This window comes from Paenarthrobacter sp. YIM B13468 (assembly GCF_042788025.1).
In the GTDB taxonomy this organism is placed as follows: Bacteria; Actinomycetota; Actinomycetes; order Actinomycetales; family Micrococcaceae; genus Arthrobacter; species Arthrobacter aromaticivorans.
Window position 1 is genome coordinate 101,180 of sequence record NZ_JBHZPI010000010.1, and the last position, 13,560, is coordinate 114,739.

At 59.5% G+C, this 13,560-nt stretch carries 9 protein-coding genes and 1 pseudogene; 5 read left to right on the forward strand and 5 right to left on the reverse strand.

Features of this window, described 5'->3' with window-relative positions:
* The first annotated feature begins 616 nt into the window (after positions 1-616).
* The 5 genes from ACFX4T_RS11515 to ACFX4T_RS11535 all read left to right on the forward strand — a co-directional run bounded on the left by ACFX4T_RS11515 (position 617) and on the right by ACFX4T_RS11535 (position 7,517).
* Complete coding sequence (locus ACFX4T_RS11515; protein WP_377651939.1) at positions 617-2,026, forward strand: ABC transporter substrate-binding protein; 1,410 nt, start codon at positions 617-619, stop codon at positions 2,024-2,026.
* Positions 2,027-2,091: 65 nt separating this feature from the next.
* Entirely contained in the window at positions 2,092-3,033 is a 942-nt protein-coding gene (locus ACFX4T_RS11520; RefSeq protein ID WP_377651940.1) for an ABC transporter permease, read from the forward strand.
* 116 nt (positions 3,034-3,149) lie between these two features.
* Positions 3,150-4,919 carry a dipeptide/oligopeptide/nickel ABC transporter permease/ATP-binding protein gene (locus ACFX4T_RS11525; protein ID WP_377651941.1) on the forward strand — a complete coding sequence of 590 codons (1,770 nt, stop codon included), beginning with the start codon at positions 3,150-3,152 and terminating at the stop codon, positions 4,917-4,919.
* A complete protein-coding gene (locus tag ACFX4T_RS11530) occupies positions 4,916-5,803 on the forward strand; it encodes an ATP-binding cassette domain-containing protein (protein ID WP_377651942.1) in 888 nt (295 codons plus the stop codon). The genes ACFX4T_RS11525 and ACFX4T_RS11530 overlap by 4 nt, the downstream gene beginning before the upstream one ends.
* A 100-nt stretch (positions 5,804-5,903) precedes the next feature.
* Positions 5,904-7,517 (forward strand): MFS transporter, encoded by a 1,614-nt coding sequence (locus tag ACFX4T_RS11535; protein WP_377651943.1) that lies wholly within the window; start codon positions 5,904-5,906, stop codon positions 7,515-7,517.
* Positions 7,518-7,993: 476 nt separating this feature from the next.
* Here the strand turns inward: ACFX4T_RS11535 and ACFX4T_RS11540 are convergent, their stop codons facing one another.
* The 5 genes and pseudogenes from ACFX4T_RS11540 to ACFX4T_RS11560 form a co-directional block, all read right to left on the reverse strand.
* Positions 7,994-9,202: a cytochrome P450 gene (locus ACFX4T_RS11540; RefSeq protein WP_377651945.1), complete on the reverse strand. Its 1,209-nt coding sequence runs from the start codon at positions 9,200-9,202 to the stop codon at positions 7,994-7,996.
* A gap of 26 nt (positions 9,203-9,228) precedes the next feature.
* The gene (locus tag ACFX4T_RS11545; RefSeq protein ID WP_377651947.1) at positions 9,229-10,200 is read right to left on the reverse strand and encodes a PDR/VanB family oxidoreductase; all 972 of its coding nucleotides are present in this window, start codon (positions 10,198-10,200) and stop codon (positions 9,229-9,231) included.
* Between the two features lie 112 nt (positions 10,201-10,312).
* Positions 10,313-11,077, reverse strand: a complete 765-nt coding sequence (locus ACFX4T_RS11550; RefSeq protein ID WP_377651949.1) for an IclR family transcriptional regulator — start codon at positions 11,075-11,077, stop codon at positions 10,313-10,315.
* A gap of 61 nt (positions 11,078-11,138) precedes the next feature.
* Positions 11,139-11,449: pseudogene (locus ACFX4T_RS11555) on the reverse strand (glucose-6-phosphate dehydrogenase); the annotation flags it as partial.
* Between the two features lie 723 nt (positions 11,450-12,172).
* Positions 12,173-13,462 carry an MFS transporter gene (locus ACFX4T_RS11560; RefSeq protein WP_377651950.1) on the reverse strand — a complete coding sequence of 430 codons (1,290 nt, stop codon included), beginning with the start codon at positions 13,460-13,462 and terminating at the stop codon, positions 12,173-12,175.
* Between the last annotated feature and the right edge of the window lie 98 nt (positions 13,463-13,560).

The window sequence follows — 13,560 nt, forward strand, 5'->3', positions numbered from 1 at the left end:
CCCCACCTATTGACCCGTCAGACCAGTCAGGGGGTGCCCTGTAATCAACACAGGCAATAGTAGCTGGCAAGTTGTGCTGTCATCGGTGATACATGAGTCGCGTCCTAGCAACAGGCGAGGCCGTTCAAGCCGGCAGAACCAAGCCGCGGCAAGTTCACTTGGTCGGGGCGTTCTTCCAAAGAGTCGAACCCATTAGCGACGCCGCCTCCAGGAAGAGATCTCTGGTCGCTTTCGGTAGGTACGTCCGCGGGCAGTTCAGCGGCTCCCTCTATTGCCTAGGTTAATAGGTACTATCGTTAAATACGCCTTTCTAAGATACATGGCCTGCCTCACAGTAGGTTGTGGAATGCATAAAAAACTCGCTGCTTCTCCCCAAGTCACAGCACCAAATGCGTTACGCATTGGACTGTGTGATCAATGCAGGACCGCATACCGGGAGAGAGTCTCCGCTCTTAAGCGGCAGTAGTTCAATGAGGAAGGTTTAACAATGAGGTTAAGGCGTGGACTGATTGCCCTGACGGGAGTCGTGGCCTCGGCGCTAGCTCTGAGCGGTTGCTCAGGGGCGGGAGGTGCCCAGACGCAAAGTACGCCGGGAGTCGCTGCCAAGGGTGAAAGCGTGAAAGTGGCCATTTACAGCCCCCTTCCGTCCTGGGACCCGGCTCAGGCCGGGACGGCAATTCCACTCGAGATGGAACGGGCCGTCTACGACACCCTGTTGGGTGTCGACGCCAAAGGAAACGCCATTCCTTGGCTTGCGACCCGATGGGAGTACACCGACCAAGCCAAGACGGATCTCCGTCTTGAGCTCCGTGAGGACGTCAAATTCGACGACGGGACACCTTTCAATTCTGAGGTGGTCGTTGCGAACCTCAACCGGTTCAAATCAGCGAACGGACCCCAGGCCGCTCAATTGCGGTCCGTGGCCAGTGTCACGGCCGTAGACAAGAAGACAGTCGATATCAAGTTGTCGGCGGCCGATCCTCTGTTGACGTACAACTTGTCGCAGGCGGCTGGCCTGCAAGCGAATCCGAAGTCGGCTGCCGCGGGTACCCTGGGCACGACGCCGAGTGGAACGGGGGCTTATAAACTCTCTCCCAAGTCTGTTGAAGGTACAGAATATGTGTACGAAGCTCGGGATGGTTATTGGAATCCAGAAGTCCAGCACTGGAAGACCATGACCTTGCGGCTTCTAAGCGACCCTGCAGCCGGCTTTAACGCCTTGGCATCCAAACAGGTAGACATGGCACAGATTGATCCGCGCCAGTCCAAGGAGGCGCAGGCGCGCAAACTTGAAGTTACTCAGTGGACGTCCGCAGTACAGGGTTTGTTGCTATTGGACCGCGCCGGCACCAAGGTGCCCGCGTTAGGTGATGTGCGCGTGCGCCAAGCAATTAACTACGCGTTCGACCGCAAGTTAGTTGTGCAGCAAAATTCGCAGGGCGACGGAGAGCCGACGAGTCAGATCTTTGCACCTGATAGCAGCGCTTATGTTCCCGAGCTGGACAACGCTTACCCGTACGACCTCGATAAAGCAAAGAAATTGATGGCCGACGCTGGCTATGCTGACGGCTTCACCATCAAGATGCCTTGGGCCCCCGGCAACGATGTCGTCCAGGCGTTTGCGAAGCAGTCGTTGGAAGCTATCAACATCAAGGTTGAGACTGTTTCGATTCCGCGGCAAAACTTTCAGGCTTCCATCTCAGGAGGGGACTATGTGGCGCCGTGGTCAATCATAGGTCTTGGCCCCACGTGGCAGGTTGTGCAGCGAACGCTGCTTCCGCAGTCACAGTACAACGCCTTCAAGTCCACGACGCCGGACGTTCAAAAACTGCTCGATGCGATACAGCAAAGTGGCGACAGCCCTGAAGCGGCCCAGAAACTAAGCCGCTACATGGTGGAGAATGCCTGGTTTGCCCCTTGGTACCGCTTGGCAACCCCATACGCCGCAGATGGTAGCAAAGTGAAAGTGCTGGCCCAGGCCTACCAAAACAATCCGTCCATCTTCGGGATCGTCCCCGCTGGCTGAACCGGATTGGGGGAGGGAAGCGGTTAGCTGCTTCCCTCCCGTTTCCGCAGAAAGGTCCTAGACAGATGTATCTGTTCATCGCACGCAGACTGGCTTCCAATGTCGTCGTTTTCATCGTGGTTTGCAGTGCCGCTTATTCCCTCCTCTTCCTGTCCGGCGCATCCGTGGCCCTCAACCTCCTGGGTACGGATGCGACGCCAGAACAAATTGTTGCCAAGGAACAGGAACTTGGCCTCGACCAACCGCTGTTAATGCGTCTTGGTGCTTGGTGGGCTAAAGCCCTCGGCGGCGATCTGGGCGTCTCTTGGTATAACGGCCAGCCAGTGTGGGAATCAATCATGAACCGGCTCCCGATGACGCTTGCGCTCGTGATAGCCAGCACACTGGCCACGGTTGTCGTGGCCGTCCTCCTGGCGGGGTCGGCCGCGGTCCATCGCGGTTGGCCGGATAAGACGATTCAAGTTTTGAGCACAATTGGCAGTGCAGTGCCGAACTTCTTGATTGCCATTTTCCTCGTAGCCGTGTTCGCGGTCCAACTGGGCTGGTTTCCCGCCATCAGCACAATCTCCGCCGGTGCCGGGGTTGGGGATTGGGTGACAAGTCTTGCCCTTCCGGTAATCGCGCTCACAATCGGGTCAGCGACTGCCGTGACGCAGCAACTCCGCAACGGGCTGCTGTCGCAGATGGATGCAGATTATGTCCGCACCCTTCGCAGCAGGGGTACATCGGGTCTGGAGATCCTCACGGTTCATGTCCTACGAAATGCAGCTCCACCTACGCTCACGGTCCTTGGACTCCAGTTCATCGGGATGCTTGGTGGCGTTGTCGTCATTGAGCACCTGTTTGCATTGTCAGGAATTGGTTCACTTGCCTTAACTGCCACCAGTACCAGCGATACCCCGCTGGTGATGGGCATCGTGGTCTACACGATTTTAGTCGTAGTGATCGTGAACCTCCTGGTCGACCTACTCAACGCATGGCTCAATCCAAAGGTTCGGACAGCATGAACGCAAGCAAGAACAATGTTGCATCCCAGAATGGCCAGCAGGTGATTCCGGCTAAGTCCCGTCGCGGAATATTCTCCAAATTATTGCGAAGCCCAATTTCATGCCTTTCCGCTCTGGTGTTGCTCACTCTAATTGTGGTGGCTGTCTTGGCGCCCCTTGTCGCGGCGTACCCGCCGGACGCATCGAACTTGGCAGACGCACTTGCAGTGCCCTCAGCCGCCCATCCGCTTGGTAGCGATAGCGTCGGACGAGACATACTGAGTCGCATCGTCTGGGGAAGCCAGACGACACTGATCGGGATACTCATCGTGGCCGGCACTGCCTTCATCGTTGGTGTACCCATGGGTCTCTTGGCTGGATACTATGGCAAGGCCGTCGACGAGGTCGCAAGTTGGGCAGCGAACATCCTGCTTGCGTTGCCCGGGGTTATCGTTCTGCTGACGGTACGAGCCGCCTTTGGTCCTTCCCTGGTCATTACTATGGTGGCGCTCGGTCTTATGGTCTCACCTTCGTATTTTCGGCTAACAGCTGCTGCTGTTAAGTCTGTTCGCCATGAACTGTACGTAGAGGCCGCTCAAGTGTCCGGCCTGAGCGATCTACGAATTATGCGCCGGCACGTGCTGTCGGTAGTGCGTGCGCCGCTAATCATCCACACGGCGCACGTCGGCGGGATCGCAATCGGGGTTCAATCTGCCCTGGACTTCCTTGGGGTAGGCGATCCGAACACAGTCACCTGGGGATCCATGGTGGGCGACGCCTTCGGGAACATTTACCTGAACCAGCTGAACCTGCTCTGGCCGTCATTGGCCATTGGCCTGGTGACCGCGGCATTCGTCCTTCTGGGCAGCGGATTGCGCGACGCTCTTGAAGACCAGCCAAAGCATGCCGTGCGCTCCCCCCAAAAGACCAGTTTAATCGAGACAAACAAGGGAAAAGAGAACGCCCAGCTTCCAGCTCCAGCCGAGGAACAGAACACGATTCTGGGCGTGCGCAACCTCAGTCTCGCGTATCCCGAGGGTCGCGGCGGGCTCCGTCAGGTGGTGAACAGTGTTTCCCTCAGCGTTGCACGCGGCGAAGTCCTAGGACTAGTTGGCGAGTCGGGATCCGGTAAAAGTCAAACCGCATTTGCAGCCCTTGGTCTTCTGCCCGCCAGCGCCGTCGTAACTGGAGGTAGCATCAGCTTCGACGAAAAGTGGCTTGTGGCCCCCGGTGATCAAAGGATCGTTCAGAAGCGGTATGCAGGTCTTAGGGGGGTTCGTCTGGCCTACGTCCCTCAAGAACCAATGAGCAACTTGGATCCGTCCTTCACCATTGGTTACCAACTAATGCGACCACTTCGGAAACAAATGAAGATGTCGAAGGGAGAGGCAGAAGCCCGGTCCTTGGAGCTGCTCGCCAGCGTCGGCATTGCCGACCCCGCCCGCACATTACGTGCCTATCCACATGAAATCTCCGGTGGCATGGCCCAACGGGTCCTAATCGCAGGCGCAATCAGCTGCGAGCCCGACCTGCTCATCGCGGACGAGCCGACAACCGCACTGGACGTCACCGTCCAGGCCGAAGTTCTCGAAGTCCTGCGGGAACTCCAAAAGCGGCTCAAGCTCGGCGTTCTTATCATCACGCACAACTTTGGCGTCGTCGCCGACATTTGCGACCGGGTCGCCGTCATGAAGCAAGGCGAGATCGTGGAACAAGGCCAGGTGCGACAGATCATGGGCGACCCACAACACCCCTATACGCAGATGCTGCTGAAATCAATGGTCGCCTCAGGAACGCACAGCCATATGAAAGATGTGCTCTTCGAGAAGGCCCAGGACGAACTCCTCGTCAACATCGATGGGTCCACTGAATATGGCGGACTCGCTGGTAAGGAAAGCGCGAAATGACTTCATCCCTACAGATGGGGCGGTCCGGACCGAACCGCCCGGGACCAATTCTCTCGGTTAATGACCTCATCGTGCAGTTCCCCTCCAAGCACCGTTTTCGCAAAGGTTTCCAGGCCCTCAACGGCGTCTCGTTGGAAATCGCCCCCGGAGAGACCTTGGGATTGGTCGGTGAGTCGGGATCGGGAAAAACGACCATCGGACGGGCCATTCTAGGACTGGCGCCGGTGACCAGCGGGAGCATACAACTTGAAGGCCGCGAGATCTCCCAACTAAAGCGGCGGGAGAGGCGACGACTGGGAAAGGACCTCCAGGTCGTATTCCAAGACCCGTACAGCTCACTGAATCCCTCGAGGACAGTCGGAGATACGCTCTCAGAGCCCTTGCTCACCCTCGGCGTTTCGCCGAAGGAAGCCCGGGCGCGTGTGAGTGGCCTCCTTGGTCGTGTTCACTTGCCAACGGACGCAATGGACCGCCTTCCAAGGGAATTTTCGGGGGGCCAGCGCCAACGCGTTGCAATCGCGCGGGCACTCGCCTTGCAACCAAAGGTGATCGTTTGTGACGAGCCAGTCAGCGCATTGGACCTCTCCACGCAAGCCCGCGTTCTTGACCTCTTCGCCGAAATTCAAAAGGACACCGGAGTCGCGTATCTGTTTATTTCCCATGACCTCGACGTAGTGCGTCACGTCAGCGGTCGCGTCGCTGTGCTGTATCGCGGGAACCTCGTAGAAAGCGGAGATGCTCATCTGGTCACGACAGAGCCAAATCACCCTTACACACAGCGGCTGTTGCTAGCATCCCCTGTTCCAGATCCCGATGCCCAAGCCGCAAGACGCATGGCATGGCGGAGGCTTTCGCACGAATCCCGTGCAGGACTTGTGAATTGAAACCTGCGGGAACAGCCCACGCATAAATACACCCTATTTCTGGGGTTCGCAAAGTTCCTCCGGCTGGCTTGGATGTAGAAGACCAGTTGGAGCACGGGGGATGAGTCGCGAAGTCATTGAAGGAGCAACCAAACTGGACGAACGGCAAATCATCAAGGTACTCACTGGCTTGCTTGCGGCCTTTTTGACCGCGATCCTTAGCAACACCATCGTTGTGAATGCGTTTCCCGCCATGATGGCAGAGTTGGCGGGCACGCAGACGGACTTCGCCTGGGTGATGGTCGCTCCGTTATTGACGACGGCTGTATCAACCCCTATCTGGGGGAAAATGGCAGATATTTTTAACAAAAAGACGCTATTTCAGTTCAATATTGTGATCTTCGTGGCCGGCTGCGTGATGGCAGGCTCATCCAATGACATGGTCCGTCTGATAGCTGCCCGCGCCGTTCAAGGCTTGGCACTGGGGGGTCTCATGGCCCTATCCATGGCAATCCTTGGCACCACGATCTCACCGAGGGATAGAGGAAAATACTCAGGTTATGTGGGAGCAGTGGCCACGGTTGGGACCGCGGGCGGTCCCTTGCTGGGTGGCTTCATTGTGGACTCCGTCCTCGGCTGGCGCTGGACCTTCTTTGTCTGCATTCCTCTCGCGGTGGTGGCGCTTGGTGTTATCCACAAGACGCTCAACACGAGTTCCTTACGACGGTCCGGGCGTGTCGATTGGTTAGGTGCAGTACTGCTTACCGCCGCTGTGAGCCTCTTTATTGTGTGGATTTCTTTCGCTGGCCGGCACAAATACTATCCGTGGTGGTCCTGGCAAACGGCTGCAATGCTGCTTGGCACTCTTCTTATCTCGGCACTACTGCTTTTCGTAGAAACAAAAGTTGAGGACCCCATCATTCCTCTAAAAATCGTGATGGAGCGAACGACGGCCTTATGCATCCTCGCCTCGATGACGTTCGGAGGTGCCATGTTCGGAGCCGCTTCATTCCTAAGCCAGTATTATCAAGTGGCAAGAGGCACCACACCAACGGAGGCTGGGTTACTGACGCTGCCAATGGTAGCGGGTAACCTGTTGGGTTCTGTTGCCGTCGGGCAACTTATCAGCCGGTACGGGTGGTGGAAGCGCTATCTAGTCACTGGGGCGATTTTTGCAGTGGCGGGGCTTGCTCTTTGTGGAACTATGGGTCGCTCAACTGAACTGTGGCTCACAGGACTTTATACGGCCGCGCTTGGCCTTGGCCTCGGGATGTTAATACAGAACCTGGTTTTAGCGGTGCAAAATACTGTCTCTTCCGAACACATTGGTACAGCTAGCGCCACCGTTGCGTTCTTCCGATCTGTCGGAGGCGCTGTTGGTGTTGCCTTCCTCGGAGCATTATTGGGCCGACGTGTAAATGATCTCGCAACTCAAGAAGGTGCGGTTGTAGGAGAGAAGGGCGTTACACCTGATTTCACCGGTATGTCAGCTCCGGCGATTGATGTCGTCCGGGGTGCCTACGCCGAGGGGACCGGGTACGCCTTCCTCATAGCGGCCGGAATTGCACTTATTGGCCTCGTCGCAGTCATCTGCATCAGGGAGTTGCCGCTTCGGCAGACTATCGAGTTGCCGGATGAGGCAACGGAGGCAGCGCCGCGAAGTACCGATCCCAGTCACGGCCCTCGACTAGGTTTGGGAGGCCAGGATTTCCCATACGTGCGCATAGTTCTGTAGGAGAGTTGGGGTCCCAATGTCTAGTCGCCTTTCGGCGACGTAAACCACGGAAACCGCTGCGGTCGGGAAACGCGGACGCAAGATCTGCCTTCTACAATGACTTCCCGATGCGCCCCTGGAACGGTGTGAGTGAGAACGTCACCGTAAAACATGCCGATGGCACACGGACTAGCTCTGCCAGAGTGGCTCGGTTATCGAGTCCATCTAGGAGGTGATCGAGTGCCGCAAGACCCTCTTTGGAGCGTGGAAGCTCGGCCCCGAGAGATCGGACGTAGGCCAGCAGCTCGTCGCAACCACCAGCGTTGGTCGCCGGAGGGGACGCCGACCCCTGAACTGGTTTGTATTTGGCGTATCGGCGAGGAATCCCTGCCGGGCGTTCTTGCAGAGGTTCCTCGGAGGGGCCGGAGTCCGTCATCTCGAAAAACTACGCCCGTGTCTCAACTCGAACGTCAGGGCAGTTGATGGCCATGGACTTCTCAGGCTCTGCGCACACGGACGGGGAGGGACTCCCACGCGCGAAGCGTGTTGTTGTGATGCCTGCGGGTCGGTCCGGAGATTTCGATGGCCGCGATCCTTTTGGCTAGTGCAGTGAGGATAGTGGATGCTTCCAGGCGGGCGATGTGCTGGCCAACGCACTGATGGATGCCGAAGCCGAAGCCGACGTGACCGGAAGGCTCCCGGCTCAGGTCGAACTCATCGGGGTTTTCCCATCGCCTGGGGTCGCGGTTTGCTGAGCCCAGGAACATGAGGATCTTTTGGCCTTCCCGGATGAGTGTCCCTCCAACTTCGATGTCCCGGGTGGTGGTTCGGAAGAACGTCTGCACGGGAGATTCGAACCGTACGGCCTCGTCAAAAGCGGTACGGGCCAGCCCTGGGTTTTCGCGCAACCTGTCCCATTGGGTGGGATTCGTCGCGAAGGCATAGATCACGGCGGCAAGGCCGTTCACGGTTGTATCTACCCCTGCCGTGAGCAGTGAGCGGACGATCAAGGGTGCCTGGGCTTCCGTGATGTCTCTTCTGTCCGCAGCGGCATAGATCTGTGCGCCGAATCCGTCGGGTGTGAGCACGTCCCGGGCGCAGTGGGACGCGATCGCAGCGGACAGTTCCGCGACCCGAGGCGCGCCCTTGGCTACGAGTTCGTTGGCCGGTCCAAAGGCATTGAACGCGTGGTCTCCGTACGGCAGGAGGTTTTGCCGTCCCGACTTGGGGATGCCCACGGCGTCGGGAAAGACGCGAAGGGGGAAGGCTGCGGCCAGGTCGGTGACGGCGTCGAATTCGGTACCGTTGGCAAGCAGCTGATCGAGGAGGTCCTCGGCATCGGCGGCCCAGGATTCGCCGAGCCTGCGGATCTCCCTGGGTCCTAGAATCTTAGTCAGGACCGCGCGGGGGGCATCGTGGTGCGGCGGGTCTGCTTCCAAGAGAAGGCTCGGGGGCCGCCACGGCTTTTCCTTACGGAAATTGCTTAGACCGACGCCTGCTGCAGACTGAAAGGTTTGCCAATCCGTGAGGGCCGCGTGGACTTCCTCGTAGCGGCCCATGCCGTAGACGTCGTATTTTTCGAGGTAGACCACCGGTCCTGCGGCGCGGAGTTCGGCTTGAAAGGGGAGCGGATCCTCCAGGACGTCGTAACTGAAAGGGTCGGCGCTGCTGACGGGGGTTTCGAAGGTGGAGACCGGGGAAGTCATTTGATGGTCCTTTCGCTGGACGCGTATTAGAGATCAAGTACGAGGCGGTCACTGCAGGAGCGCGAGACGCACGGCAACATGCAGTTACCGGCTGCACGGTCAGCGTCTTTGAGCATGGAGTCACGATGGTCCGGATCCCCAGTCAGTACCGCGACTTCGCAGGTTCCGCAGGTGCCTTCCCGGCAGGAAGTGAGCACATTCACTCCTGCTTTCTGCAATGCATCGAGGATGCTCACATCCGGGGTGACGGTCACTGACATGCCGGCCCGGGCAAGCTCCACTTCAAAGGCGGTGTCCCTTGCGGGGACCCCTTGGGCTTTGGCGGCGAAGTGCTCAAGGCGCAGGAGACCTGCTGGCCAATCCACGCAGTGACGCTCAACGGCGGCAAGCAGCCGCTGCGGCCCGCAGACGTAAACCTTCGTATCAGCAGCTGGACCGCCAATCATCTCTTCCAGTAGGCACGGCCCTGTCTCGTCCTTCGGTAGCACCACGACGCGGTCACCGTAGACAGCCAACTCGTCAAGGAACGCCATAGTGGTCCGTGACCGTCCCAGATACAGCAACTTCCAGTCAGCACCCAGCATCTCTGCCTGCCGGATCATGGGCAACATCGGAGTAATACCGATCCCGCCAGCAATGAAGACGTACCTTTCAGACGGCACCAATCGGAAGTTATTACGTGGTCCCCCAACCGCAACCGTTGTTCCGGCAGCAACTTCCTCATGGATGTATGCCGATCCACCCCGGCCTTCCGTCTCGTGCAGAACGGCAATGCGGTAGCTGTGCGCGTCCCACCGGTTCCCACACAGGGAATATTGGCGGTTAACTCCTGAGGGCAGCACCACATCGATGTGTGAACCCGGCGTCCAGTCCGGCAGTCGTCGCCCGTCCGGGTGGGCCATAGTCAGTGCGACCACTTCATCGGCGACCTTCGCTTTTGCCGTCACTATCAGCTTGACTGGGGAGGTGTCAGCAGCGGAATTCGTTCCAGTGAACATTTCGGCTCCTTTGCTCGCTTGTTTCTTGGATAAGAATCGTTCGAGCGTGGCACCGGTCACCACAGCAGTATCAATGGTTGAGAGTGAAAGTTTTCCGTTCCAGTGGTGCGACTTAGTGCTGGGGTGGTGCCGGATACACCATCGCGCGGGAAACCGCGGCGGAAGCGGCCTGGAGAACAGCGATGCGGGAGCGAGCTGTGTCGTCGTTTGGGAGAACTATGGCCAATGCGGCCACCACTTTTCCAGCAGGGTCACGGACTGGCACGGCGATACCTGTGGCGTCAGGGTGGATATGTCCTGCCAGGAACGCGTATCCCTGCCTGCGCACATCCGCGAGAGCTGACCTGAGTTGGGAGGGATTGCTGATGGTTTGCCCAGTGAATACCTTCAGGGGCCCGGCGATGATGCGTTCCTGTTGGGCAGGCGCTGCGTAGGCCAGCAGAAGCAAACCTGATGACGAGGCATGCAGCGGCAACCGTCCTGCGACCCGGGTGTAATTGATGACGGCGCCCGGGGCTGTCAGCCGTTCTATGAACAGCACCTCGTCGCCTTCGAGAACACCGAGTTGGATATGCTGACCGACGATGCCATGGATATCTTCCATAATGGGCATAGCTGCCTCCCGCAGGCTCAGTGTTGGGGAGGCCCTGGAGACAACCTCCCACATCCTCATACCAACTCGGACTTTCCTGTCGTTGTCCCGCTCAAGCCAGCCGAAGCTGCACAGTTCTTCCACTAAACGTGAAGCCGTTGCAATGTGAAGCCCGGACCTCCGCGCGATTTCGGTGACCGACAGCGCCGAGTCGCCCGGCGCGAAGGTCTCAACAATTCGGACGACACGGGAGAGCACGGACTCTCCTCCTTGAGTGCGGGGCATGTACAACAGCTTCCTCGATGGGCCGTGGCGTGTCGACCGCAGACTTAGGGGGTCGAGATGTGATCGCCTCGCCGACCGGCTCAAAGGCCGCGTCGTCGTCGAACCCGCTTTGGCCCTCAGACAGCTGGTTCCACACCCCCTCATCGGGGGGCCGCGCATGGGTTTGCACCGAGGCCTTCACCTCCGAGGCGAAATCCTCGCTTTCACAGTCCCCGGCGGGCGGGACCCACCAACGCGAAACTGGGCGGCAACAGGCCACGGTTGGTCCGGGCATACGCCGCCGGCATCAACGTCTTGCGGGCAAGATCCCCCTAACCCCAAAAGGACCAACGACTATCGACCCGCGATCCGGTTCAAACGGCGATCACGCATCACGTATCGAGTTACGCGCACGGCGCTTCCGGGAACGAGGAGCGGTCAACGACGCTGTTGGGCCGACCATCCTATCCTTTCCTACACGGATAGGCGGCCCCACCCATCGGTGAGGCCGCCCAAAGCAGCAGGAATACGCGCTAGTTGATGGCGGCCTTCCGTTCCTGGCTGCCAGTGCCGGATCAGCGGCGCTGTAGATTGCCCCGCCTGCTACGGCTACATCCGCGCCCGCCCTGCTTCCACCTCGAAGCGAAGGAAGAGTGTTCTACGACCGGCTGCTGTGACCGCACACGGAGCCGGTGCTACACCTGAAAAACCGATCGGCGTTCATCAACATCACGACCGAGGACATTTCCAAGGCTCACCGACCGGTCCGAGACCATCTATAGCATCGACGACGATCTGCAAGCGGTTTCGCCGCGGCCGACAAGGTCGTTATCGGCAGGTAAACCGGCCCCTCCTGAGGTTTCTCCCCCGGCCCTTTTTAAACGCCGATAATTGTGATTCCGTAAAGACAGGTGGAATCCGGCATGTCAAACCCCAGTCTGCGGTCTGATCCGGAATGGGGCTCCCAGAGGCTTTGCCGCGCGGCTGGATGTTCGCCGAAGAGCGTTTGCCCGGGATTGCGTTCCTCCGATTGTCGTGCACCATGCTGCCGCGCAGACCACCGTCTCGTCCCGGCGGCACCCATCGACATCCATTGATCTGGGCAACAGTCATGCTTTACGAGCCACTGGCCTTCTTTCGGGGTGCCGGCCGGCGTGTTTGGCGGGCGACGATGGGTATGAGCGTCAGAGCGAGGATTCCGCCCGCGAAGGACAGCGTGGAGTAGCTGGTCGCGGCCATGATGATGCCCGAGGCGGCTCCGCCACCAGCGCCGGAGAGGGCGATGAGCACGTCGACGCTGCCTTGGATTTTTGCTCGCTCTTCTGGTGCTGTAGCGTCGACAACCAAGGCGGTTCCGGCGATGATTCCCAAGTTCCAGCCCAGGCCCAGGAGCGCCAGGGCGGTGATGGAGGCTGCGAGAGAGTTGCCCAGGAGCGCCGCGGCAACCCCTGAAAGGAGCAGGGTCGCGCAGGAAGCGACGGCCGTGGCGGTGCGGCCGATGCGGTCTACCAAGTAGCCGGTGACCAGCGAGGGAAGGTACATCGCTGCGATATGGATTCCGATGACGGCGCCGACCGCTTCAAGGACGTGGTGGTGCATGAGCATGTGCACCGGGGTCATGGTCATGATGGCCGTCATCGTGATCTGGGCAACGATCATGACCGCCGCCCCGGTATACACGCCTCGCCGCCCTGGGCGGCCTGGGCTCGCAGGCACCGATGGTGAGCCGTCTTCTGACGGGTCCGGTTGGGCTTGCCGTAGCCGCTGAGCGAGGAGGAACGGATCGGGTCGCAGGAACACGGTCAGTGTCAGTCCAGCGATAAGGTACGCTGCAGCTGCGAGAATGAAAGGCCCGGCCAGTGCCGGGACGCCCCAAGCGGCCGCGAGGTGCCCCATCGGGGTGATGAGGTTTGGCCCTGCCACGGCTCCCAAGGTCGTGGAGACCATCGCGATGCTGACGGCCGTGCCGCGGCGACGCGGTTCTGCCAAGTCCGTTCCGGCGTACCGGGCCTGCAGGTTGGTCGCGGTCCCGAACCCGTACAGAAGGAACGACGCGAACAGCAATACCGGGGATGCCCACACAGCCGCTGCGGTGACACCTGCTGCCCCGGCGGCGCCGATCAGGAAGCCGCCGCCCAGGCCCGGGCGCCGCCCGTACCGTTGGGTGATGCGTCCGATCAAGTACGCCGCGCCAGCCGAACCGAGCGTAAGGACCGCGGTGGGAAGGCCCGAGACGCTGTCGTCGTTGAACATGTCCTGTGCCAGGAGCGCCCCCACGGTGACGCCGGCGGCAAGCCCGGCACCGCCCAGAACCTGTGTGGCGACCACAACGGCCAGCGTGCGGCGCTGGACGGCGGCTCGTTCATCGGTCCTTGACCGGGCAGGTGCATCGGGGGTGGTTTTCACAGGCGTATCTCTAACGGGTAGGTCAGCGGACGTGGAGGATCGTCACGGCTGATTGGGTGCGTTGCCGCAAGTATGGTGTCATTGGTCAGTGCCGTTCA

Bases quoted from the DNA above. Each gene is read 5' to 3' on its own strand.
- ACFX4T_RS11540 (WP_377651945.1), bottom strand. From the start codon at position 9,202: ATGACTTCCCCGGTCTCCACCTTCGAAACCCCCGTCAGCAGCGCCGAC.
- ACFX4T_RS11545 (WP_377651947.1), bottom strand. From the start codon at position 10,200: ATGTTCACTGGAACGAATTCCGCTGCTGACACCTCCCCAGTCAAGCTG.
- ACFX4T_RS11550 (WP_377651949.1), bottom strand. From the start codon at position 11,077: ATGCCCCGCACTCAAGGAGGAGAGTCCGTGCTCTCCCGTGTCGTCCGA.
- ACFX4T_RS11530 (WP_377651942.1), top strand. From the start codon at position 4,916: ATGACTTCATCCCTACAGATGGGGCGGTCCGGACCGAACCGCCCGGGA.
- ACFX4T_RS11535 (WP_377651943.1), top strand. From the start codon at position 5,904: ATGAGTCGCGAAGTCATTGAAGGAGCAACCAAACTGGACGAACGGCAA.
- ACFX4T_RS11520 (WP_377651940.1), top strand. From the start codon at position 2,092: ATGTATCTGTTCATCGCACGCAGACTGGCTTCCAATGTCGTCGTTTTC.